Below are 21,660 nucleotides of genomic sequence, written 5' to 3'. Positions count from 1 at the left end.
ATTGCGATCAAAAGGCGCAGTCCGCGGACGCAGGTTCAGGTCCAGTCCGTCAGGCCCTCCCGGCGATAGGTTTCCTGAAACGCCGGGCGCGCCTTCATCCGCATTGCGTGCGCCAGCAGCGCAGGCCAGGTATCGGTCGGCCGCGGCATGTTGCGCGACCAGCGCATCAGCATGGTCAACATGAAGTCGGCTGCCGACACGGTTTTCCCGAGCAGATATGGGCCGTGGGCCTGCAGATGCGCATCGACCTGGGCCCAGGCCGCTTCGAGCGTGCGGCGGGCGTGCATCTGCGCCGCCTCAGCCTGCCCGGCCCCGGCCGGCTCGCTCGGGTAGAACCAGGCGCGGTACGCCGGCTGCAGGGTGTTGGCGCAGAAGAACATCCACTTGTAGTACGCCGCACGCTCGGGCGTGCCGACTGCCGGGGCCAGCCCGGCCTGCGGATGCAGGTCGGCCAGGTGCAGCACGATGGCTGCAGCTTCCGTGAGCACTTGGCCATCAAGCACCAGCGTGGGCACCACGCCGGCCGGGTTGAGCGCCAGGTACTGCGGCGATTTGTGCTCGCCGCGTTCGAAATCCAATGGGTGCAGTGCGTGCGGAATATCCAGTTCGATCAGCAGCCAATGCACCACCAACGCTGCGGTGCTGGGGGAGTGGTACAGCGTGGCGACCATGCGGGGCTCCGGGATCGGTAGGGACAGGCGCGCAAGGCGGGCGACGTCTGCGCGGCGCACGGCGATTGTCGTTGTTTTTACCGCGCTGTCGAAGACCTGTGCCGTGCAATCACTGCTGCACCGGCGCGCGCACCGGCACCACGACGCCCTCGACACGATGCGGCATGCGCGCATCGTGCCTGCAGCTCACCGGCACCGGCCACACCCGCGCAACGGCGGTGCAGCCGGCTCGATCGCCGCCGTTACTCAACCACCACTGGAATCTTGCCGATCCGCGACTGCCACTGCCGCGGACCGGTCTTGTGCACCGATTCGCCGCTGGAATCCACCGCGACCGTCACCGGCATGTCCTTGACCTCGAATTCGTAGATCGCTTCCATGCCGAGATCCTCGAACGCCAGCACGCGCGCGGCCTTGATCGCCTTTGACACCAGATACGCCGAGCCGCCGACCGCCATCAGGTAGACGGCCTTGTTGTCGCGGATCGCCTCGATCGCCGCATCGCCGCGCTCGGACTTGCCGACCATGCCGAGCAGGCCGGTCTGTTCCAGCATCTGCCGGGTGAACTTGTCCATGCGCGTGGCGGTGGTCGGGCCGGCCGGGCCCACCACTTCGTCGCGCACCGGATCGACCGGGCCGACGTAGTAGATGAAGCGATTGGTGAAATCCACCGGTAGGGTTTCGCCGCGGTTGAGCATGTCGATCATGCGCTTGTGCGCAGCGTCGCGGCCGGTCAGCAGCTTGCCGTTGAGCAGGATCACCTCGCCCGGCTTGAAGCTGGCCACTTCTTCCTTACTGATGGTGTCCAGGTTGACCCGGCGCGCATTGGTCGGGTTGTAGGTGAGCTTGGGCCAGTCTTCCAGCGACGGCGGATCCAGCATCACCGGGCCGCTGCCGTCCAGGGTGAAATGCGCATGGCGGGTGGCGGCGCAGTTGGGGATCAGCGCCACCGGCAGGTTGGCCGCATGGGTCGGGTAATCCTTGACCTTGATATCCAGCACGGTGGTCAGGCCACCCAGGCCCTGCGCGCCGATGCCCAGCGCATTGACCTTTTCGTACAGCTCAAGCCGCAGTTCTTCGGCACGGTTGGCCGCGCCACGCGCCTGCAGGTCGACAATGTCGATCGGCTCCATCAAGGCTTCCTTGGCCAGCAGCATCGCCTTCTCGGCGGTGCCGCCGATGCCGATGCCCAGCATGCCCGGCGGGCACCAGCCGGCGCCCATGGTCGGCACGGTCTTGAGCACCCAGTCGACGATGGAATCGGACGGGTTGAGCATGGCGAACTTGCTCTTGGCCTCCGAACCGCCGCCCTTGGCCGCGACGATCACCTCGACATGGTCGCCGGGCACGATCTTGGTGTTGACCACTGCCGGCGTGTTGTCGCGGGTATTGGCGCGCTTACCGGCCGGGTCGGCCAGCACGCTGGCGCGCAACTTGTTGTCGGGGTGGTTGTAGGCGCGGCGCACGCCCTCATTGACCATGTCTTCCACGCCCATGGTGGCGTCGTCCCAGCGCACGTTCATGCCGATTTCCAGGAACACGGTGACGATGCCGGTGTCCTGGCAGATCGGCCGGTGGCCTTCGGCGCACATGCGCGAGTTGATCAGGATCTGCGCAATCGCGTCCTTGGCGGCCGGCGATTCTTCGCGCTCGTAGGCGGCGGACAGGTTCTTGATGTAGTCGACCGGGTGGTAGTAGCTGATGTACTGCAACGCATCGGCGACGGACTGGATGAGGTCTTCCTGCTTGATCGAGGTCACGGCTGGCTCTACGGCTGGCGGGGGTGCAATCCGGGCATTTTAGAGCAAACCGCAGGCGCGTCCGGGTGCAGCGTCTATCGCTGCGATTGACCGATGCGGCCTTTCGCCGGTGGTCGCCGCAGTGCTGCGGCCCTGCTGCGGTGATGGCAAGCCACCAATCCACCGACCGTTGCCGGCGCGGCGGCTGACGGTGAGCCCTGGGCGCCGCGAGGCGAGCACGCGCCTGCCTGGGCCCTGCCCCTTTCTTATGGTTGGCCCAACACCCCGCGCCCACGCCGGGCGCGGCACACTAATACGATGTCAGCTTCCCGTTCCGGCGCTCCTGCGCCCGCCGCCCCCCGTACCGGCCCTACCCTGCGCGAGCGCCTGGATGCGCTGCGCAATCTACCGCCGTTCCTGAAGCAGATCTGGCAGACCAGCCGCTGGCTGAGTGCCAGCAGCATCGGCTTGCGCGTGCTGCGCGCGCTGATGCCGGTGGCGACGCTGTACATCGGCAAGTTGATCATCGACGAGGCGATCCATCTGGTCGGCCAACCGTCGGCATTCGACTCGTTCGCGCAGGCCCTGGGCAGCGGCCGCCTGAACCGGCTGCTGGAACTGCTGGCGCTGGAACTGGCGCTGGCGATCGGCTCGGACCTGCTCGGCCGGCTGGTCGGCTACGCCGATGCGCTGCTGTCGGAGTTGTTCAACAACGCCGCCAGCGTGCGACTGATGGAACATGCCGCGCAGCTGGATCTGGAGGATTTCGAAGACCCGGACCGGCAGGACAAGCTGGATCGCGCGCGACGCCAGACCATGAACCGCATGAACCTGATGAGCCAGCTGTTCGGCCAGGTGCAGGACGCCATTACCGTGGTCAGCCTGGCGGTGGGCCTGGTGGTCTACGCGCCCTGGTTGATGGTGCTGCTGGCGGTTGCGTTGATTCCGGCCTTCATCGGCGAGGCACACTTCAATGCGTTGGGGTATTCGCTCAATTTCCAGTGGACGCCGGAACGGCGCCAGCTCGATTACCTGCGTCAGGTCGGCGCCAGCGTGGAGACGGCCAAGGAAGTCAAAATCCTCAACCTGCACCGCTTCCTGATTGCGCGCTACCGCCGGCTGGCCGACAAGTTCTTCCAGGCCAACCGTGCGCTGGCACGCAAGCGCGCAATGTGGGGCGCGCTGCTGGCCGCGCTCGGCACCTTGGGCTACTACATGGCCTACGGCTACATCGCCTGGCGCACCGTGCGCGGCGACTTCAGCATCGGCGACCTGACCTTTCTGGCCGGCAGCTTCCTGCGCCTGCGGCAATTGCTGGAAGGCTTGCTGATCGGCTTTTCGCAGGTCGCCGGCCAGGCGCTGTATCTGGACGATCTGTACTCGTTCTTCAACATCGTGCCGGAAATCCGCTCGCGCCCGAACGCGCTGCCGGTGCCGCGCCCGATCCGCCAGGGCTTCGTGTTCGAAGATGTCGGCTTCCGCTATCCGGATGCCGAACAGTGGACGGTGCGGCACCTGGATTTCGAATTGCGCGCCGGCGAAGTGCTGGCGCTGGTCGGCGAAAACGGCGCCGGCAAGACCACCCTGGTCAAGCTGCTGGCACGGCTCTACGACCCCGACGAAGGCCGCATCCTGCTCGATGGGCAGGATCTGCGTCACTACGATTTGGACGACTTGCGCGCCAACCTGGGTGTGATTTTCCAGGACTTCGTGCGCTATCACCTGAGCGTTGGCGAAAACATCGGCGTCGGCCAGGTGGACGCGATGGACGACGCGCCGCGCATCCGTGCCGCCGCACAACGCGCGATGGCCGGCGAGCTGATCGACAGCCTGCCCGACGGCTACGACCAGCTGATCGGGCGGCGCTTCAAGAACAGCGTGGATCTGTCCGGCGGGCAATGGCAGAAGATCGCCATCGCTCGCGCCTACATGCGCGATGCGCAGCTGATGATCCTGGACGAACCCACCGCCGCGCTGGATGCGCGCAGCGAATTCGAGGTGTTCCAGCGCTTCAAGGAACTGTCGGACAACCGCACCGCGGTGCTGATTTCGCACCGTTTCTCCAGCGTGCGCATGGCCGACCGCATCCTGGTGCTGGCTGCTGGCCGCATCGAGGCCAACGGCACCCACGACGAGTTGATGGCCCAAGGCGGGCGATATGCGGAATTGTTCGAACTGCAGGCGGCGGGGTATCGGTGAGGTCGGGATTCGGGATTCGGGAGTCGGGATTGGGGATTGGTAAGAGCTGCCGGCTCATCCGCGAGCCCGACGCGCCCAGGACCCAGGACCCAGGACCCAGGATCTGCTCTTGCGAATTGCAAATTGCGAATCCCCAATCCCGACTCCCGAATCCCGAATCCCTGCGCCTAAATGAGAGTTCATCTCATTTGTCCGGCTTGAGGTAGAATTGCCGGGTACTCTTCCCACGACACTTACCGGTATGTCTTCCGCTTTTGGCGCCGAAACGGTGCTTGAGGTCCGTCACTGGACCGATGCCTACTTCAGCTTCACCACGACCCGCGATGCTGGGTTCCGTTTCGAAAACGGGCAGTTCGTGATGATCGGGCTGGAAACCGAAACGCGTCCGTTGCTGCGTGCGTATTCGATCGCCAGCGCCAATTGGGAAGAACATCTGGAGTTCTTCAGCATCAAGGTGCCCGACGGCCCGCTGACCTCGCGCCTGCAGCACATCCAACCGGGCGACAAGGTGCTGGTCGGCAAGAAACCCACCGGCACGCTGCTGATCAGCGACCTGCACCCCGGGCGCAACCTGTATCTGCTGGGCACCGGCACCGGCCTGGCGCCATGGCTGTCGATCATCAAGGACCCGGAAACCTACGAGCGTTTCGACAAGGTGATCCTCACCCAGGGCGTGCGCTTCGTGCAGGATCTGGCCTACCGCGATTACTTCGAACGCGAGTTGCCGCAGCACGAGTTCCTCGGCGACCTGCTGCGAGAGAAACTGCTGTACTACCCGGCGGTCACGCGCGAAGCCTTCGCCAACCAAGGCCGTTTGACCGAACTGATGGCCGACGGGCGCATGCAGCAGACGCTCGGGTTGCCGACATTGGATCCGGCCAACGACCGCTTCATGATCTGCGGTAGCCCGCAGATGCTGGCCGACCTGCGCACCCTGCTCGATAGCCGCGGTTTCCAGACCTCGCCGCGCATCGGCACGCCGGGGCACTACGTGTTTGAGCGCGCATTCGTCGAAAAGTGACGTGCCACCGGTGAAATACCAGCACGTTGGGGCGTTTCGTTGAAGCACCCGATGTCGTAAGAGCGCATCCGGGCGCGACGAGGCGTTACGGGAAAAGCTCCGTCGCGCCCGGGTGCGCTCCTACGGTTCAACACCATGCCTGCCGGATCACGCGCCCAGCGCGCGCTCGATGTCGGCGGCCAACGCTTCCGGCTTGGTGGTGGGCGCATAACGTTCCAGTACGCGGCCGTCGCGACCGATCAGGAACTTGGTGAAGTTCCACTTGATCGCTTCGGACCCGAGCACGCCGCGTTGTTCGTGCTTGAGCCATTGCCACAGCGGATGCGCGCCGTTGCCGTTGACCTCGATTTTTGCTGCCAGCGGAAAATCCACCGCATAGTCGAGCGAGCAGAACTGGCGGATCTGCGCCGCATCGCCCGGCTCCTGATGCCCGAATTGATCGCATGGAAAGCCGATCACCACCAGCCCACGTTCGCGATAACACTGCCACAGCGCCTGCAGCCCCGCATATTGCGGCGTAAACCCGCACTTGGAGGCAACATTGACCACCAGCAGGACGTTGCCGGCGTAGTCGCGCATCGACTGGGTGCGGCCTTCCAGGTCGGTGAATGCGAAGGTGGAGATGTCGCTCAAGGTTGCCCTGCGGTGTGCGAAACGGGCAGCGTACCGTAGCCGCCTGCACGGCGGCCACGCAGCGGCCGAAAGATTGCAGCAGGCAACCGTGCGGCAGATCGCTTGCGGCGCGGCAGGTCGGGAGCGTCAAGCAGACGCCCTGGGAGCTCGGCAAGCCCGCCCGAACACAGCTAGCTCGCGGGTGCCAAGGGGTGCAGCCGGCACACGTCCGCCGGCGGTACAGGCCCAGCTTGCATCGACTCGTACCCTCGCAACGCGAGCAACGGTTGTGCCCGCCTGCTCGCGTCGTCTTGGCCTGGCAGCCATGCCTTTTGTCACACGCCTGTCCCGACCGGCTGGGTTAGCCTCGGGGGTTCGCACTTTGGAGCAACTCTCTTGACCACCCGTCTCGCTTTTGCCCTGGCCGCCGCCCTGGGACTTGCCATGCCGTCCTACAGCATCGCCGCCCCCGCTGCCACGCAGGCCGCCACCCAAGCCAACCCCTTCTTTGCCGACAGCACGCTGCCGCTGCATTACCCGCAGTTCGACAAAATCAAGGACAGCGATTTCGCACCTGCCTTCGATGCCGGCATGGCCGAGCAGCTGAAGGAAGTCGAAAAAATCGCCAACCAGAAGGCCAAGCCCAGCTTCGAGAACACCATCATCGCGCTGGAAAAGAGCGGCGCCACGCTCGACCGCGCCACCACGGTGTTCTTCAATTTGGTGGGCGCAGACACCAACGATGCGCGCAAGAAACTGCAGGCCGACTATTCGGCGAAGTTCGCAGCGCACCGCGATGCGATTTCGCTCAACGGCAAGCTGTTCGCACGCATCCAGCGCCTGTACGACCAACGCGCCACGCTGGGGCTGGATGCGCAAGGCGTGCGCCTGGTCGAAAAGTACTACAGCGATTTCGTGCGCGACGGCGCCAAGCTCTCCGACGCCGACAAGACCACGCTCAAGGCCATGAATGCCGAGCTGGCCAACCTGGGCACCACCTTCAGCCAGAACGTGCTGGCCGAGGTGAATGCTGCCGCGGTGGTCGTGGATGACGTCAAGCAGCTGGACGGTTTGTCGCAGGAGCAGATTGCCGCTGCCGCCGAAGCGGCCAAGGCGCGCAAACTCGATGGCAAGTACGTCATTGCCCTGCTCAACACCACCGGCCAGCCGCCATTGACCCAGCTGAAGAATCGCGAGCTGCGCAAGAAGATCTACGACGCCTCGGTGTCGCGCGGCAGCCACGGCGGCCAGTACGACAACACCGCGCTGGTCTCGCGCATCATGAAGCTGCGTGCCGACAAGGCCAAGCTGCTCGGTTTCCCCACCTATGCCGCCTACTCGCTGGAAAACCAGACCGCCAAGACGCCTGAAGCGGTCAACGCGATGCTGGGCAAACTGGCGCCGGCCGCGGTGGCCAATGCCAAGCGCGAAGCCGCCGATCTGCAGGCGATGATCGACAAGGAACAAAAGGCCGCGCGCAAGCCGACCTTCAAGCTCGAAGCTTGGGACTGGGCCTATTACAGCGAAAAAGTGCGCCAGGCCAAGTACAACTTCGACGAATCCCAGCTCAAGCCATACTTCGAGCTCAAGAACGTGCTGGAAAACGGCGTGTTCTATGCGGCCAACCAGGAATACGGCCTGACCTTCAAGCAGCGCACCGACTTGCCGACCTACCGCGACGACATCACCGTCTACGACGTGTTCGATGCCGACGGCAAGCAGCTGGCCATCTTCATTGCCGACATGTACGCGCGCGAATCCAAGCGCGGTGGCGCATGGATGAATTCCTATGTATCGCAGTCGGAGCTGACCGGTTTCAAGCCGGTGGTGGCCAATCACCTCAACATTCCCAAGCCGCCGGCCGGCCAGCCGACGCTGCTGACCTGGGATGAGGTGACCACCATGTTCCATGAGTTCGGGCATGCGCTGCACGGCATGTTCTCCGACGTCAAATACCCGTATTTCTCCGGCACCAGCGTGCCGCGCGACTTCGTCGAGTTCCCCTCGCAGGTCAACGAGATGTGGGCCGACGAGCCGTCCATCCTGAAGAACTACGCCAAGCATTATCAGAACGGCACCCCGATGCCGCAGGCGTTGCTGGACAAGGTGATTGCCGCATCCAAGTTCAACCAGGGCTTTGCCACCACCGAGTATCTGGGTGCGGCAATGCTGGATCAGAACTGGCACCAGGTCAGCGCCAGCCAGGTGCCGGATGCTGCCGGCGTGATGGCATTCGAAGCCAAGGCGCTGCAGCGGGACGGCATTGCCTACGCGCCAGTGCCCCCGCGCTACAAGACCCCGTATTTCAGCCACATCATGGGCGGTTACGCGGCAGGCTACTACGCCTACATCTGGTCGGAAGTGCTGGACGCCAACACCCAGCAGTGGTTCAAGCAGCACGGTGGCCTGAGCCGCGCCAATGGAGATCGTTTCCGCAAGACCCTGCTTTCGCGTGGCGGTAGCGTGGATGCGATGGAGCTGTTCCAGAACTTTGCCGGGCATGCGCCGCAGATCGAGCCGCTGCTCGAAAAGCGCGGTCTCAGCGCGCAAGGCGGCGATGGTGCCACTCCGGAAGCGCCGCAGTCCAAGCCATAAGTCGGCTGCACGATCCGCGCACGGTCACCAGGCCGGGTGCATGGCAACAGGATCGGCATGTCCCGTGCGGGCATGCCGGTCTCCGACACCAGACGAGCCATCCGACTGCTCGCGAAGGTATCGGCAAGTCCTTGTTCGAGAACCAATGAGATGACAACGCCGCCCCGGGCAATCAGGGCGGCTTTTTGCTGGCTGTAGTTGCAGCGCCTTGTCGCAGGCGCAACGCGCAGTGCCTAGAGTTCGACCGCGTCTACCCCGTCCAGGAGCTTTTTCAACAGCTTCTCCAAACGCAGCTGCTCGGCCTCGCTCATGCTGGCGGTCTCTGCATCCAACAGCGTGCAGGCATCGGGCAACAGTCTTTCGATCAAGGCCAGGCCCGCGGGCCGCAGCGTCAGTACGATCTTGCGCCGATCTTCGGGGCTGCTGGTGCGCGTGATCAGGCCTTTCTCGCACAGCTGATCGGTGAGCCGGGTGATGTTGGCCGGCTTTTCGCTGGCGGCCTCGGCCACCTCGGTCGGAGTGATCGACTGCTCAGGTGTGCCATAGAGCATCATCAGGATTTCGTATTCCGGCGGACTGATGCCATAAGGCTTGAGCCGCACGCACCCGAGTGTATGCAGGCGCTTGTGGAGATGCTTGATCAGTCTCACCAATATTGCCGGCTCCCGTGGGAATGCCGGATAACGCACGCAGGTGTGGTCCACGCGACTTGCGGTTGAGTCGAAACTACTCATATCACCCGTTGGAGTACGTTGCTGAATGGCCGGGCCATTCAATCACAACATGCGCGATGCAACACCTCAGCGCGCGAAGAGATGTACATGTTCCGGTGCGACCGAAGGCAATAATGTGGAGGCAGCGACCTCTGCCATCTGCGTGCCATCCGAGTAGGGACCCACCTGATAGGGCGGAAACACAAAGCGCACGGCAGTGATCTGCCCGGTTGCATTCAACACCGGGACGAACTGCGCAAAATTTTCCACCTGCGCGGCGGTGCCTTCAGCAATCATGCGATCGGCCGAAGCCACCTGCTCAGCCTGCTCTTCTACCGGCACGCGATCGGCCTGGACGCGCTGGGTCGCTGCTGCATGCAATTGCGCCGCGACCTCGCGACCGATCTTTTCCCAGCCTGCCGGATCCGGAATCAGCGCCTGCGCGGTCAGTTGCTTGCGCTCCTTGACCAACCAGACGAAGCGCGCCACCAGCGGCTCGCCGTGCGCACCACCGGTGTACCTGCTGCCGTCGGCTGAAATCACGATCAGGTCTGGGGTCTGCAACACGGTTTCGAAGGCCAGCGACAGCTCATACGGCGCGGGCGGCTTGTCGTTGCCCAGACCCGAGACTGCCTGCATCAGTTCGGCACGCGCATCCTGCGCATACCCGCGAATGAGCGCAGTGAGTTCTGGATATGCATCCAGCCCGCGCGGATAGCTGATGCCCACCATGTAAGCCGGAGCATGTTCGATCACATCTTCCAGCGGGCCGCTCTGTACGACGGTCGGCTCTGCGGGCGCCGCCGCCGCGGGCGCCGCATCGGCGGCCGGCCCACTTGGCTCTGCCGTTGTCGGTGCGCGCTGCGTACATCCTGCCAACACGGCCAGCACCAGCAAGCCCTGCACTGCCTTGACTCCAAGCAACCGCCCCATTACCACCCGCTCCCCTGATATGAATCGTGTTACGAAAAGAACCGCTGCTGGTCAGGCCAGCAAATCGTGATACTGCGGATGCCGCCGCACGTATGCATCGGCATAGCTGCACGCCGCAACCACCTTCAAACCGTGTTGCCGCGCGAATGTCAAAGCGTCCTCGACCAATGCCGCGGCAATCCCGCGTCCGCTGACCGCGTCCGGCACCTGCGTGTGCGTGATGGTCATGATCTCACCCTCGCGCCGATAGGCGAGCTCGGCGCGATGTCCATCGGTGTCTATGTTGAAACGCTGCCGGTCCGGATCGTGTTCTGCGTGCACTGTCGACGCCTCTCTCAAGTTCTGCGCCAGCAAAAAGTGGTGGTCAGTGTGACCAGCGCGATGCCGCGCCTGCGTGAAAGTGAATCGCTGCTGTGATCGGCTGCCCAGCTTGCGCAACGCGCGCTCAAGTTCGTCCGGGCAGCGCCGATAGCTGACCCGAAGGCAATCGCGGCAACCGGTGTGCGGTAGCAGCGACGTCTTCGTCTTACCTACGAGGGAGCCACCGCATGAACAACGATTCGGCAGGACACAGCGCAGACAGCGACAGCTCGTTGCTGGAGGGCCTGTTCCAGTTCGCCCTCAAGGGCGACACCCACAATCCGGATTTCACGCAGCTCAACGATACGGTGTACGAGCGCCTGCAGCAGGCGTACGGCGTGGCATCCAGCGCCGACCAGGAACGCAACGCGGCCTGAGCTGGCGCATCGCTGCACAGCGGTCTCATCCGCTGTGCAGTCGTTGATCGCATCTAACACGTCTGTCGAGACCGTGCCACTGCGCGGCAGGACATGGCTGGGCCTTACCAAACCGGGTTCTCACCCGCTTACCGCAACGGGCCAGTCCGTACACCCCAGCAGTCGTTGGGCATCCCGTCGCGCGAGCTGCAATCACGCGTTCGGCGTGCAGAAGGGACGCGCTGCGCGCAATCAAACGTCACTTCCTACCTGCGACAGCGTCCTGTGCATTGAGCTTGGCAGCGTAACCGCAGCGTATCGCGCTCAGCCGAAGCGCGGGTTGGACAGCTGCTCCAGAAACACCTGCCACACGCGCGGTTCCATGATCAGCATGAACATCACGCCGAACGCGGCGCCGGCCAGATGCGCGCTGTGGTTGATGCGATCGCCGCCGCGGCGGTCCATCCACAGGCTGTAGCCCACATAGAACACCGCATACAGAATCGCCGGGGCCGGAATGAACAGCACCAGGATGATCGTCCATGGTTGCAGCAGGATGAAGGCAAACAGCACCGCCGACACCGCACCGGAGGCGCCCAGACTGAGGTAATTCGGATTCTTCTGGTTCTTTAGGTAGCTGGGCAGGATCGAGACCACCAGTGCGGCCAGATAGAACAACGGATAGGTCAGCACGCTGCCGGTAAGCTGGGCCATCACGTTCTCGATCACCCGGCCGAAGAAGAACAGCGTGATCATGTTGAAGATCAGGTGCCCCAGGTCGGCATGGATGAAGCCATAGGTCACCAGGCGGTCGTATTGCTTGTGCTTGTCCACCGCCGGCGGCCACAAGATCAGCCGGTCGCTCAACTTGCGGTTGTTGAACGCCATCCACGAGACGATGCCGGTGATGGCGATCAGGATCAGGGTAATCATGCAGACCTCAGGCAGTACGGTAATTATCGACCATGCGATACCGGCGTGCGTACAAGCCGAAGGCAAGTGCCGCCAGGAACGCGAAGGCCGCGAAGAAGAACATCAAGAAGGCCGCTTCGCTGAGCCCAGTATCGGCGATATGCGCAGTCACCGTCGCGTTGCGCACCGCCAGGTTCGACAGCAGCACCCATAGATTGCCGACGGTGGTGGTGAGATACCAGAAACTCATCACCACCCCCTTCATCGACGGCGGCGCCTGGCTGTAGGCGAACTCGATACCGGTGGCCGACACCAGCACCTCGCCGAAGGTGAGCAGTGCGTACGGCAGGATCTGCCAGGCGATGTGCATCGGCTCGCCACCGTCCATCACCATCTGGATCGCGCCTACCGCAATCCAGGCCACGCCACTGAAGGCGATGCCGCTGGTCATGCGGCGTAACGGGGTGGGCTCCCAGCCGCCACGTCGCAGCAGCGGGTACAGCACCAGGTTGTTGAAGGGGATCAGCAGCATCACCAGCAGCGGATTGAGCGCCTGCATCTGCGATGCGGTGAACCAGGCCGGCATGGTCATCTCGCGCCCCTGCAGCACCCAGGTTGAGGCCTTCTGGTCGAACAACGAAAAGAACGGCGTCACCAGCGCGAAGATCACCAACACCCGCAACAGCGCACGCACGCCTTCCACCGCAGCATCCGGATGGGTGCCCCGCGCGCGTTCCAGCTGCCACCAGGTCCCGCCGCCGATCCCGGCCAGCAACAGCACCAGCGCAATGCACAGGCACACGACGATGCCCAATTGCTCGACCAGCGCGAAGCCGGCCAGCGCCAGCAACACTGAGACGACCGCCAGCATCAAGCCCGGACGCCCCTGCCCGGGCGTGTGCGTCAATAACGCCGTGCGCACCACCGCGCCGAACCCATGCGGGTCCTTCGGCGGCAGCGGCACCAAGACATAGCGCTTGCGCCCCAGCCAGAACACCAGCGTGGCCACGAACATCAGGGTGCCCGGGATGCCGAATGCCCAGGCCGGGCCAAGATTCTTCAGCGCCAGCGGAATCAGCAGCGAGGCGAACAGCGAGCCGAAGTTGATGATCCAGTAGAAAGCGTCGAACACCACCTTGGCCAGGTGCTTGTTGGACTGGTCGAACTGATCGCCCATGAACGAGGCCACCAGCGGCTTGATGCCACCTGCGCCCAGCGCGATCAGGCCCAGACCCAGAAAAAACCCGTCGCGGCTGCCTTCAAACAGCGCAAGGCAGGCGTGCCCGGCGCAATACACCAGGCTGAACCACAGGATGGTGTTGTACTTGCCGAAAAAGCGGTCGGCCAGCCAACCGCCCAGCAACGGGAAGAAATACACCCCGATCATGAAACTGTGCAGGATGTGCTTGGCCTCGGCTTCGCGCCCCGGCCCGCTGATTTCCTGCAGCAACAGCGAGGTGATCAGGAACTGCACCAGGATGTTGCGCATGCCGTAGAAGCTGAAACGCTCGCAGGCCTCGTTGCCGATGATGAAAGGAATCTGTCGCGGCAGCCGCGCGCCGGCAGAAGCGCCTGGCGAGATGGAGGTGGTCAAAGGCAGTCCGTCGTGCTGAAAACAGGCCCTATCGTACCGGCGCCCGACCGCCGGCCGCCATTGCCGCCCGAACATGCCGGACGCAGGCGCTGGGCGGACGCGGCTGGCGGACCTCACCTTGGCGCGACCGGTGTCGTCCAGGTCGGCCGAAAACACCATGGCGCCAAACGTCGCACGGCAGCCGCATTGCCTGCGTCTACCTCGAATGCCGCCCACCCGGTCAACGGAAAGCCGCCTCGCATCCAGGTGAAACCCGCGCTTGGCACCAGTCACAGCAGGACCATGACGCAGTGCAGATTGGCCTTGCACACCGGCTCGGCTACATTGCAAACGTTTTCCTGGAACACTGGACCGCTGGATGCCCCGCTTCACTCGCCTGGCCCTGAGCCTGTTACTGCTGACTGCCGCCCCCGCCGCACTGGCTGCCGCGCCGCTGACCACCCAGGCAGAGCGCAGCGGTTTCATCCAGACGGGCCGCTACGACGAAGTCATTGCACTGTGCGATGCATTTGCGCAGCGCTACCCGCAGGCGGTGCGTTGCATCCAGTTCGGCACCACGCCCGAGGGCAGGCCGATGAAGGCCTTGATCGCCTCCACCAGCGGCGCGCTCGACGCGCAATCGGCAGCGCAACGCACGCTGCCGGTGGTCTTGGTCCAGGGCGGCATCCATGCCGGCGAGATCGATGGCAAGGATGCGGGCTTTCTTGCTCTGCGCGAGTTGCTCGACGGCAAGGCCGGCAAAGGCGCGCTCGACAAACTGGTGTGGGTATTCGTGCCGGTGTTCAACGTCGATGGGCATGAGCGCTTCGGTGCCTGGAACCGCCCCAACCAGCGCGGCCCCGAGCAGATGGGCTGGCGCACCACCGCGCAGAACCTCAATCTCAACCGCGATTACGTCAAGGCTGACGCGCCGGAAATGCAGGCCATGCTGCAACTGGTGCAGCAATGGGACCCGCTGATGTATGTAGACCTGCACGTCACCGACGGCGCCAAGTTCGAGCACGACGTCTCGGTGCAGGTGGAACCGGTGCATGCCGGCGATGCGAGCTTGCAGCGCGATGGCACACGCTGGCGCGATGCAGTGCTTGCCGATTTGAAGAAACAGGGCTCGTTGCCGCTGCCGTACTACCCGTCCTTCGTGCACGAAGACGACCCCAGTTCCGGCTTTGCCGATGATGTGTCGCCGCCACGCTTTTCGCATGGCTATTTCCTGCTACGCAACCGCTTCGGCATGTTGGTAGAAACGCATTCGTGGAAGGATTACCCCACGCGCGTGCGGATCACCCGCAACGCCATCGTCTCGGTGTTGCAGCAGGCCGCACGCCATGGCACCCAATGGCGCGCCGATGCACTGGCGGCCGATCAGCGCGCCACGCGCTTGGCCGGCACGACCGAACCGTTGAGCTTCGCTGCGGGACCAGACGCACGCACCGTGGCGTTTCGTGGCTACGCGTATACGCGCACACCGTCGCCGATTTCCGGCGCACTGATGACGCGCTACGACGAAAGCAAGCCGCAAGTCTGGAAGGTGCCGCTGCGCGACCAGATCAAGCCCGATGTGGTGGTGGATGCGCCGCGCGGCGGCTATCTGGTGCCGGCCGCTCAAGCCGCCCTGGTGGGTGAAAAACTGCACCTGCACGGCATCCAGTTCACGACCATCGGCAATGCGGCGAAGCGGCCGGTGCAAACCTTCCGCGCCGACGCGGTCAAGTTCGCGGCACGCTCCAACGAAAGCCATCAGACAGTCGAACTCAGCGGGCAATGGCGCGATGAAAGCCGCGATGTGCCGGCTGGCTCGCTGTTCGTGCCGATCGCCCAACCCAAAGCGCGCCTGGTGATGGCGATCCTGGAACCGCAGGCGCCGGATTCGCTGCTGCAGTGGGGCTTTTTCAATACCGCGTTCGAGCGCAAGGAATACATGGAAGCCTACGTCGCCGAAGACGTCGCGCGCGACATGCTCGCCAACGATGCCGCGTTGAAGGCGCAGTTCGAACAGCGCATCGCCAGCGATCCGGACTTTGCCAACAACCCGCAGGCGCGGCTGGAATTTTTTGCCAAGCGCCACGCATCGTGGGATGAGCGCTACCAGCTCTACCCGGTCCTCCGCACCGCGCAGACCGACTTTTAACCGTCCGCCGATTCTGCACGCGTCGGCGCGGAATGATCGCGCCTTCCCGATCTGGGCACTTTGGCGCCCCTCTTATGTCTTGAACCAGCACCACAAGGAAATCCCGTGCCACAGCTCGATATGAAACCGTTTACACTCCGTAAGGATCGTCCGCGCCCCCTGGTCCTGGCGGTCGTGATGGGCCTAGGCATCGCCCTCGCCGCGCCGCTAGCAGTCGCGCAGGGCGCGCCATCTTCGCAGCCGTGGATGGACACCGCATTGACCTCGGACCAGCGCGCCGACCGCCTGCTGGCGCAGATGAGCGAGGATGAAAAATTCCAGATGCTGCGCAGCTATTTCGGCCTGGGCACCGACAAGATTCCCAAGCCCGAGGGCGCGCTCGGTTCGGCCGGCTACGTTCCCGGTATCCCGCGTCTGGGCATTCCCGCCCAGCAACTGGCCGATGCCGGCGTGGGCGTGACCAACCCCGGCGGCATCCGCAAGGGCGATTACGCCACCGCGATGCCATCGGGACCGTCGACCGCATCGAGCTGGAACCGGCAACTGGCGTATACCGGCGGCAAGACCATGGGCCGCGAATCCTGGCAGCAGGGCTTCAACGTGTTGCTCGCCGGCAGCGTCAATCTGCAGCGCGACCCGCGTAATGGGCGCAATTTCGAATACGCGGGTGAAGATCCGTTGCTGGCCGGCACCATGGTTGGCGAATCGATTCGCGGCGTGCAAAGCGAACATGTGCTGTCCACGATGAAGCACTTCGCACTCAACGACATGGAAACGCGGCGCAATTTTCATAGCGCGCAGATCGGCGAGCAGGCGATGCACGAATCGGACCTGCTGGCCTTCGAGATTGCGCTGAAGATCGGCGACCCGGCCTCGGTGATGTGTTCGTACAACAAGATCAACGGTGTCTACGGTTGCGAGCACGATTACCTGCTCAACCAGGTGCTCAAGCAGGAATGGAAATACCCCGGTTACGTGATGTCCGACTGGGGCGGGGTGCATAGCGGATCCAAGGCGGCGTTGGCCGGGCTGGATCAACAATCGGCCGGCGAAGTGTTCGACGCGGCAGTGTATTTCGATGCGCCGTTACGCATGGCGGTGTCTGCCGGCGTGGTGCCGCGCGCGCGCTTGGACGACATGGTCAGGCGCGTGCTGCGCAGCCTGTTCGCGCACGGCGCCTTCGATCATCCTACCCAGCGTCAATCCATCGATGGCAAGGCCGGTCTTCTGGCTGCGCAGCGCGTGGCCGAAGAAGGCAGCGTGTTGTTGCGTAACGAGCAGGCCGCGTTGCCGCTGTCCAAGGACGTGCGCCGCATCGCGGTGATCGGCGGCTACGCCGACAAGGGCGTGATGTCCGGCGGCGGCTCTTCGCGCGTGGACTACACCATCAACGGCGGCAACGCGGTACCGGGCATCACGCCGACCACCTGGCCCGGCCCGGTGATCATCCATCCGTCCTCGCCGCTGCAGGCACTGCGTACGGCACTGCCGAACGTGCAGATCAATTACCTGGACGGCACCGACCGCACCGCGGCCGCACGCGCGGCCAAGGCGGCCGATGTGGCGATCGTGTTCGCCACCCAATGGGCCGCCGAATCGGTGGATCTGCCGGACATGCGCTTGCCCGACAATCAGGACGCGTTGATCGAGACCGTGGCCAAGGCCAACCCGAAGACCACCGTGGTGCTGGAAACCAACGGACCGGTGCGCATGCCGTGGGCCGAACGCGTGCCGGCGGTGTTGCAGGCGTGGTATCCGGGCATCGGCGGCGGCGAGGCGATCGCCAACCTGCTGACCGGCGCGGTGAATCCTTCCGGCCACCTGCCGGTGACCTGGCCGGTGGACGAATCGCAGCTGCCGCGTCCGTCGATTCCGGGGCTGGGCTTCAAGCCGGCCAAGCCGGGCGAAGACACCATCGACTACGCCATCGAAGGCGCCAACGTCGGCTACAAGTGGTTCGCCGCGCGCAAGCTGAAGCCACGCTACCCGTTCGGCCATGGCCTGTCGTACACGCAGTTCCGCATGGGCGGGCTGCAGGTGGAGGCACGCGGCAGCCAGCTCACCGCCCGCTTCGAGGTGGAAAACACCGGCCCGCGCGAAGGCGCCGCCGTGCCGCAGCTCTACATCACCCTGCCCGACGGCCACGCCACCCCGCTGCGCCTGATCGGCTGGCAGAAGCTCACGCTAAAGCCTGGCGAAAAACGCAGCGTGCAGGTCGTCGCAGAGCCCAGGACCTTGGCCGATTTCGATACCAAGGCACGTCGCTGGACGATTGCCGCGGGCACGTACCACGTGCGGCTGGCGCGCTCGGCGAGCGAGCCGGTGCAAACTGCCCAGGTCACGCTGCAGGCGGCACAGTTGCCGTGAGCGCACCGGGCCGGTTCGGTTGCCGTGCCGCGTACGGGGCGACAAAAAAATGTGCCGGGTGCGTTGACAGCTTCGCGCCCAGCTTGCACAATTCGCCCCCTGAGTCGCCCAGGTGGCGGAATTGGTAGACGCACTAGCTTCAGGTGCTAGCGGGGGCAACTTCGTGGAGGTTCGAGTCCTCTCCTGGGCACCACGACTCACGGTAGATCGTAAAAGACCTCGCTTCGGCGGGGTTTTTTGCGTTTGGGCGATCGTGCAAGACAGGCAGCGCGATGCGCTGGTCGACAGTACGCCCCCGCCTGCTCGACTATCCGGTCGGGCGCGCTACTCACAGTGGAAGGATGCGCTCCGCTCGGCTGCGGGTATGGGGTCGCTGCGCAAGGTGCCTGTGCAGATGCGTGCGGCATCGCTGATGCGCAGGGACACCTGCACTGCCTCACCGTACGCGCAAACCACATAGATGCCGTGCGGGTCTGCATCATCGAAACGCCAGACCCAGTGCGCCAAGCCACGCGGCTGCGCTGCTTCCGCGTTGCGCGGCACCAGGGCGGCACGCTCGCGGGGGTGGCCCGAATACACGCCAATCGACGATAACCGCAGCGCCTGGTGCGGGTCGACGCCGAGCTGCGCGCCCACCGGCAGGTCCGGGCTCTGCAAGGTGCCATCGGTGATGTGCAAGGCTGCCGGGCACTGCAATGTGGGTGTGGCCAAGGCAGGCAACGCAAGCACCGATGCGAGAAGCACCGCTAGGCACTGCAATGATCTGACGAACGACGCCCCTGCCATGATCGCAAACCCCTGACGTGCAACTGCACCGGACGAAGCGGCAATGTTGCCGTGTTTTGAAACCGGACCGCGCTGCAGACCTGGCCACGCAGGCCTGCAGCGCGTTGCGTTGCCTAGTTGCTGCCGGCCATCTGCTCAAGATAATCGGTCAGATAATGCTCGGGATTGATCTGCTCCGAGACACCGGCGTCATAGCCGACACGCGCCGGCTTCGCCGCACCTGGCAGGTACAACTCGCCACCACCTTCGTCGAGGATCAGCAGCACGTACGGACGGCCTTTCAGCTGAACCGTGTAGCGGGTGTCCTTTTGCGTAGCGGCCGTTGTTGCCAGCAGGATCTTGTCGTCGATCTCGCTGTCGGCACCGGTTACCTGCACCAGCGCCTGATTTTTTTCGCGCGGGCCGTAGCGCAAGGTCGACACCTTGACGCCATCGTTTGAGCTATACGCCTTGGCCTGCTTGGCCACCTCCGGACGTACGGCCGCAGCCTGCGTCTGCACAACGGCAGCGAGGGCAAGAAGTGGGATGAGCAATGCCGTCGCACAGACGCGACGCCATGAGGATCGAAACATCATCGAAGCTTCCTTGTGTGATGAAAAACGCAGACCGCATGCCCGCGCACGACGCCGCGCGTGGCCCTCTCGAAAAAACAGAGCCGCGCTTGGCAGCGACGCATGCTACCCCAACCCTTGCGAGATCGCCCGGCACCTCACCTGCGCAAGCGGCCCATCGCGCGCACCTGAAAGCGGCCTCACGCGGTCATTCAATATTGGATCCGGCCGTATTGACGACCCGCTCAAGTTGGATCGGCAGCCACGGCGTCTTCGGTGCATCGTGCATTGGCACATGCCCGCATGTCGCCATCGGCCGGTGAGTGCAGCGGTGTGGCCGGTTCGTCGATACGTGTGGAAAGACAGCGTACTGTCGAACCGCTTGCTCGCCGAAAACGCAGCAACGCGTTGCGCTGGCGTCACCGGCTGCTTGGTGTCCAGATCGGCAAGCCGCTCGACGCCGCGAAAGAGCCCCTTGCCGCTGTACGTCACAGGCACCGCCTGACCGCCGATGCCGTAACGCCCTCGATAGTGGGCTCAGTGCCCGCCAGCTGCCGCCGCACTTCCGGCCCCGGCACCGAACGGCGGTTTTGCCAGCCACAGGAAGAAGATGATCGCCAGGAAGGTCCATCCAAGCAGATAGAAGATGTCGTTGAAACCCATCTGCGAGGCCTGGTGGTTGATCATGTTATTGAGCGATGCCGCACCGCGTTGCAGGTCGCCCTGCCCCATCGCGGTCACCTGCTCCTGCATGCCTGGCGTGTACACCGAAATATGCTCGGTAATGTGCGCGTGGTGCACCTGGGTACGGCGTGCCCACAGATACGTGGTCAACGAAGCGGCAAAGCTACCGCCCAGCGTGCGCAGGAAGGTGGCCAGGCCCGAACCCGCCGCGATCTCGCGGCCATCCAGATCCGACAACAGGATCTGCAACACCGGCATGAAGAACAACGCCACGCCCACGCCCATCACCAACTGGATCGTGGCCACATGACCGAAGTCCACCTGCAGGTTGAAATTGGAGCGGAAGAAGCTGGTGAACGACATGAAGATAAAGGCAATGGTGGCCAGCATGCGCAGGTCAAAGCGCAGCGCATATTTGCCTACGAACGGCGTCATCAGCACCGGCAGGATGCCGATCGGCGCGGTGGCAAGGCCGGCCCAGATCGCGGTATAGCCCATATCGCGCTGCAGCCATTGCGGGATCAGCAGGCTCACGCTGAAGAACGCCGCATACGCCACCACCATCGCCAAGGTACCGGCGCGGAAATTGCGATGCCGGAACAACTTGAGATCGACGATGGGATCCTTGTCCGTCAACTCCCAGATCACGAACACCACCAACGCCACTGCCGCGATGCAGGCCAGCACCACGATCTTGTCCGAAGAGAACCAGTCTTCGTCATTGCCCAGATCCAGCACCAGCTGCAGTGCGCCCACGCCAACCACCAGCAGGATCAGGCCGATGTAATCCATGCGCGGCTTTTCGAGCTGTTCGGGACGATGCCGCAACTGCGAACCGACGATGCTGCTGGCGATGATGCCCAACGGCACGTTGATCAGGAAGATCCATTCCCAGCTGTAGTTGTCGGTGATCCAACCACCGAGAATCGGCCCGGCGATCGGCGCCACCACGGTAATCATCGCCAGCAACGCCAGCGCCTGCCCGCGTTTTTCGCGCGGATAGATCGACACCAGCAGACTCTGGGTGATGGGATACATCGGGCCGGCAACAAATCCTTGCAGCGCGCGCGCCACCACCAGCATCCCCATGCTCTGCGCAAGACCGCACAGCAGCGAGGCGATGGTGAACGCCAGCGTGGACCACACGAACAACTTGGTTTCGCCAAACCGGCGACTCAACCAACCGGTCAGCGGCAGCGCAATGGCAGTGCTGACCGCGAACGAGGTGATCACCCAGGTGGCCTGCTGCGAGCTGGCGCCGAGGTTGCCGGCGATGGTCGGCAGCGAGACGTTGGCGATGGTGGTGTCCAGCACCTGCATGAACGAGGCCATGGCCAGGCCCACGGTGCACAACGCCACGCTGGCCGGGCGAAATCCGGCGGCCGGCGCCGGTGCCGCCGGGCCGCCGGGCGCGGTGGGAGCTTGCGAAGACATGGTGG

At 64.1% G+C, this 21,660-nt stretch carries 18 protein-coding genes and 1 tRNA gene; 7 read left to right on the top strand and 12 right to left on the bottom strand.

Going from position 1 to position 21,660, the window contains the following annotated elements; translation table 11 throughout:
* Positions 1–35 precede the first annotated feature (35 nt).
* The 3 genes from ACCQ00_RS07650 to ACCQ00_RS07640 all read right to left on the bottom strand — a co-directional run bounded on the left by ACCQ00_RS07650 (position 36) and on the right by ACCQ00_RS07640 (position 2,431).
* Positions 36–671, bottom strand: coding sequence for a glutathione S-transferase family protein (locus ACCQ00_RS07650; protein ID WP_039569607.1), 636 nt, complete (start codon positions 669–671; stop codon positions 36–38).
* Between the two features lie 109 nt (positions 672–780).
* Positions 781–876: a hypothetical protein gene (locus tag ACCQ00_RS07645; RefSeq protein WP_039569605.1), complete on the bottom strand. Its 96-nt coding sequence runs from the start codon at positions 874–876 to the stop codon at positions 781–783.
* Positions 877–913: 37 nt separating this feature from the next.
* A complete protein-coding gene (locus tag ACCQ00_RS07640) occupies positions 914–2,431 on the bottom strand; it encodes a fumarate hydratase (protein WP_017155728.1) in 1,518 nt (505 codons plus the stop codon).
* A gap of 297 nt (positions 2,432–2,728) precedes the next feature.
* On the opposite strand from ACCQ00_RS07640, the gene ACCQ00_RS07635 reads away from it, so the two are divergent.
* Together ACCQ00_RS07635 and ACCQ00_RS07630 are read left to right on the top strand one after the other, a co-directional pair.
* Positions 2,729–4,609 (top strand): ABC transporter ATP-binding protein, encoded by a 1,881-nt coding sequence (locus tag ACCQ00_RS07635; protein ID WP_039569601.1) that lies wholly within the window; start codon positions 2,729–2,731, stop codon positions 4,607–4,609.
* A gap of 241 nt (positions 4,610–4,850) precedes the next feature.
* Positions 4,851–5,630, top strand: coding sequence for a ferredoxin--NADP reductase (locus tag ACCQ00_RS07630; RefSeq protein WP_008571411.1), 780 nt, complete (start codon positions 4,851–4,853; stop codon positions 5,628–5,630).
* Positions 5,631–5,777: 147 nt separating this feature from the next.
* Here ACCQ00_RS07630 and ACCQ00_RS07625 read toward each other — a convergent pair whose 3' ends face one another.
* Entirely contained in the window at positions 5,778–6,263 is a 486-nt protein-coding gene (locus tag ACCQ00_RS07625; protein WP_039569597.1) for a glutathione peroxidase, read from the bottom strand.
* 375 nt (positions 6,264–6,638) lie between these two features.
* On the opposite strand from ACCQ00_RS07625, the gene ACCQ00_RS07620 reads away from it, so the two are divergent.
* Positions 6,639–8,837 carry a M3 family metallopeptidase gene (locus ACCQ00_RS07620; RefSeq protein WP_039569595.1) on the top strand — a complete coding sequence of 733 codons (2,199 nt, stop codon included), beginning with the start codon at positions 6,639–6,641 and terminating at the stop codon, positions 8,835–8,837.
* 233 nt (positions 8,838–9,070) lie between these two features.
* Here ACCQ00_RS07620 and ACCQ00_RS07615 read toward each other — a convergent pair whose 3' ends face one another.
* The 3 genes from ACCQ00_RS07615 to ACCQ00_RS07605 all read right to left on the bottom strand — a co-directional run bounded on the left by ACCQ00_RS07615 (position 9,071) and on the right by ACCQ00_RS07605 (position 10,804).
* A complete protein-coding gene (locus tag ACCQ00_RS07615) occupies positions 9,071–9,571 on the bottom strand; it encodes a MarR family winged helix-turn-helix transcriptional regulator (RefSeq protein WP_017155724.1) in 501 nt (166 codons plus the stop codon).
* 66 nt (positions 9,572–9,637) lie between these two features.
* On the bottom strand, positions 9,638–10,483 hold the full coding sequence (locus tag ACCQ00_RS07610) for a DUF3298 and DUF4163 domain-containing protein (RefSeq protein ID WP_039569591.1): 846 nt from the start codon (positions 10,481–10,483) through the stop codon (positions 9,638–9,640).
* 51 nt (positions 10,484–10,534) lie between these two features.
* Positions 10,535–10,804 carry a GNAT family N-acetyltransferase gene (locus ACCQ00_RS07605; protein ID WP_039569588.1) on the bottom strand — a complete coding sequence of 90 codons (270 nt, stop codon included), beginning with the start codon at positions 10,802–10,804 and terminating at the stop codon, positions 10,535–10,537.
* A 227-nt stretch (positions 10,805–11,031) separates the two neighbouring features.
* Here ACCQ00_RS07605 and ACCQ00_RS07600 point away from each other — a divergent pair, with 227 nt between their 5' ends.
* A complete protein-coding gene (locus ACCQ00_RS07600; protein ID WP_005911777.1) occupies positions 11,032–11,220 on the top strand; it encodes a hypothetical protein in 189 nt (62 codons plus the stop codon).
* A 303-nt stretch (positions 11,221–11,523) separates the two neighbouring features.
* Here the strand turns inward: ACCQ00_RS07600 and ACCQ00_RS07595 are convergent, their stop codons facing one another.
* Both ACCQ00_RS07595 and ACCQ00_RS07590 read right to left on the bottom strand, forming a co-directional pair.
* Positions 11,524–12,132 carry a rhomboid family intramembrane serine protease gene (locus tag ACCQ00_RS07595; RefSeq protein WP_003483519.1) on the bottom strand — a complete coding sequence of 203 codons (609 nt, stop codon included), beginning with the start codon at positions 12,130–12,132 and terminating at the stop codon, positions 11,524–11,526.
* Positions 12,133–12,139: 7 nt separating this feature from the next.
* Positions 12,140–13,705: a POT-type proton-dependent oligopeptide transporter gene (locus tag ACCQ00_RS07590; RefSeq protein WP_039583921.1), complete on the bottom strand. Its 1,566-nt coding sequence runs from the start codon at positions 13,703–13,705 to the stop codon at positions 12,140–12,142.
* 358 nt (positions 13,706–14,063) lie between these two features.
* On the opposite strand from ACCQ00_RS07590, the gene ACCQ00_RS07585 reads away from it, so the two are divergent.
* From ACCQ00_RS07585 to ACCQ00_RS07575, 3 genes are all read left to right on the top strand, one after another.
* The gene (locus ACCQ00_RS07585) at positions 14,064–15,833 is read left to right on the top strand and encodes a M14 family metallopeptidase (protein WP_039569586.1); all 1,770 of its coding nucleotides are present in this window, start codon (positions 14,064–14,066) and stop codon (positions 15,831–15,833) included.
* A gap of 177 nt (positions 15,834–16,010) precedes the next feature.
* Positions 16,011–18,200, top strand: a complete 2,190-nt coding sequence (locus tag ACCQ00_RS07580; protein ID WP_039569617.1) for a beta-glucosidase family protein — start codon at positions 16,011–16,013, stop codon at positions 18,198–18,200.
* Positions 18,201–18,306: 106 nt separating this feature from the next.
* Positions 18,307–18,393, top strand: a tRNA-Leu gene (locus tag ACCQ00_RS07575).
* 131 nt (positions 18,394–18,524) lie between these two features.
* On the opposite strand, the gene ACCQ00_RS07570 is transcribed toward ACCQ00_RS07575, so the two are convergent.
* The 3 genes from ACCQ00_RS07570 to ACCQ00_RS07560 all read right to left on the bottom strand — a co-directional run bounded on the left by ACCQ00_RS07570 (position 18,525) and on the right by ACCQ00_RS07560 (position 21,655).
* The gene (locus tag ACCQ00_RS07570; RefSeq protein WP_305847287.1) at positions 18,525–18,911 is read right to left on the bottom strand and encodes an STY0301 family protein; all 387 of its coding nucleotides are present in this window, start codon (positions 18,909–18,911) and stop codon (positions 18,525–18,527) included.
* A gap of 188 nt (positions 18,912–19,099) precedes the next feature.
* Positions 19,100–19,486, bottom strand: coding sequence for a hypothetical protein (locus ACCQ00_RS07565; RefSeq protein ID WP_017155716.1), 387 nt, complete (start codon positions 19,484–19,486; stop codon positions 19,100–19,102).
* A 588-nt stretch (positions 19,487–20,074) separates the two neighbouring features.
* Positions 20,075–21,655: a DHA2 family efflux MFS transporter permease subunit gene (locus tag ACCQ00_RS07560; RefSeq protein WP_017155715.1), complete on the bottom strand. Its 1,581-nt coding sequence runs from the start codon at positions 21,653–21,655 to the stop codon at positions 20,075–20,077.
* Positions 21,656–21,660 lie beyond the last annotated feature (5 nt).

This window comes from Xanthomonas sp. NCPPB 3761 (assembly GCF_041475705.2).
Lineage (GTDB): Bacteria > Pseudomonadota > Gammaproteobacteria > Xanthomonadales > Xanthomonadaceae > Xanthomonas > Xanthomonas phaseoli.
This window is presented reverse-complemented; position numbering and strand designations above follow the sequence as displayed.

Coding starts and splice junctions, on each gene's coding strand:
- ACCQ00_RS07560 (WP_017155715.1), bottom strand. CDS start 21,655: ATGTCTTCGCAAGCTCCCACCGCGCCCGGCGGCCCGGCGGCACCGGCG.
- ACCQ00_RS07600 (WP_005911777.1), top strand. CDS start 11,032: ATGAACAACGATTCGGCAGGACACAGCGCAGACAGCGACAGCTCGTTG.
- ACCQ00_RS07585 (WP_039569586.1), top strand. CDS start 14,064: ATGCCCCGCTTCACTCGCCTGGCCCTGAGCCTGTTACTGCTGACTGCC.
- ACCQ00_RS07595 (WP_003483519.1), bottom strand. CDS start 12,132: ATGATTACCCTGATCCTGATCGCCATCACCGGCATCGTCTCGTGGATG.
- ACCQ00_RS07650 (WP_039569607.1), bottom strand. CDS start 671: ATGGTCGCCACGCTGTACCACTCCCCCAGCACCGCAGCGTTGGTGGTG.
- ACCQ00_RS07580 (WP_039569617.1), top strand. CDS start 16,011: ATGGGCCTAGGCATCGCCCTCGCCGCGCCGCTAGCAGTCGCGCAGGGC.
- ACCQ00_RS07610 (WP_039569591.1), bottom strand. CDS start 10,483: ATGGGGCGGTTGCTTGGAGTCAAGGCAGTGCAGGGCTTGCTGGTGCTG.
- ACCQ00_RS07615 (WP_017155724.1), bottom strand. CDS start 9,571: ATGAGTAGTTTCGACTCAACCGCAAGTCGCGTGGACCACACCTGCGTG.
- ACCQ00_RS07630 (WP_008571411.1), top strand. CDS start 4,851: ATGTCTTCCGCTTTTGGCGCCGAAACGGTGCTTGAGGTCCGTCACTGG.
- ACCQ00_RS07635 (WP_039569601.1), top strand. CDS start 2,729: ATGTCAGCTTCCCGTTCCGGCGCTCCTGCGCCCGCCGCCCCCCGTACC.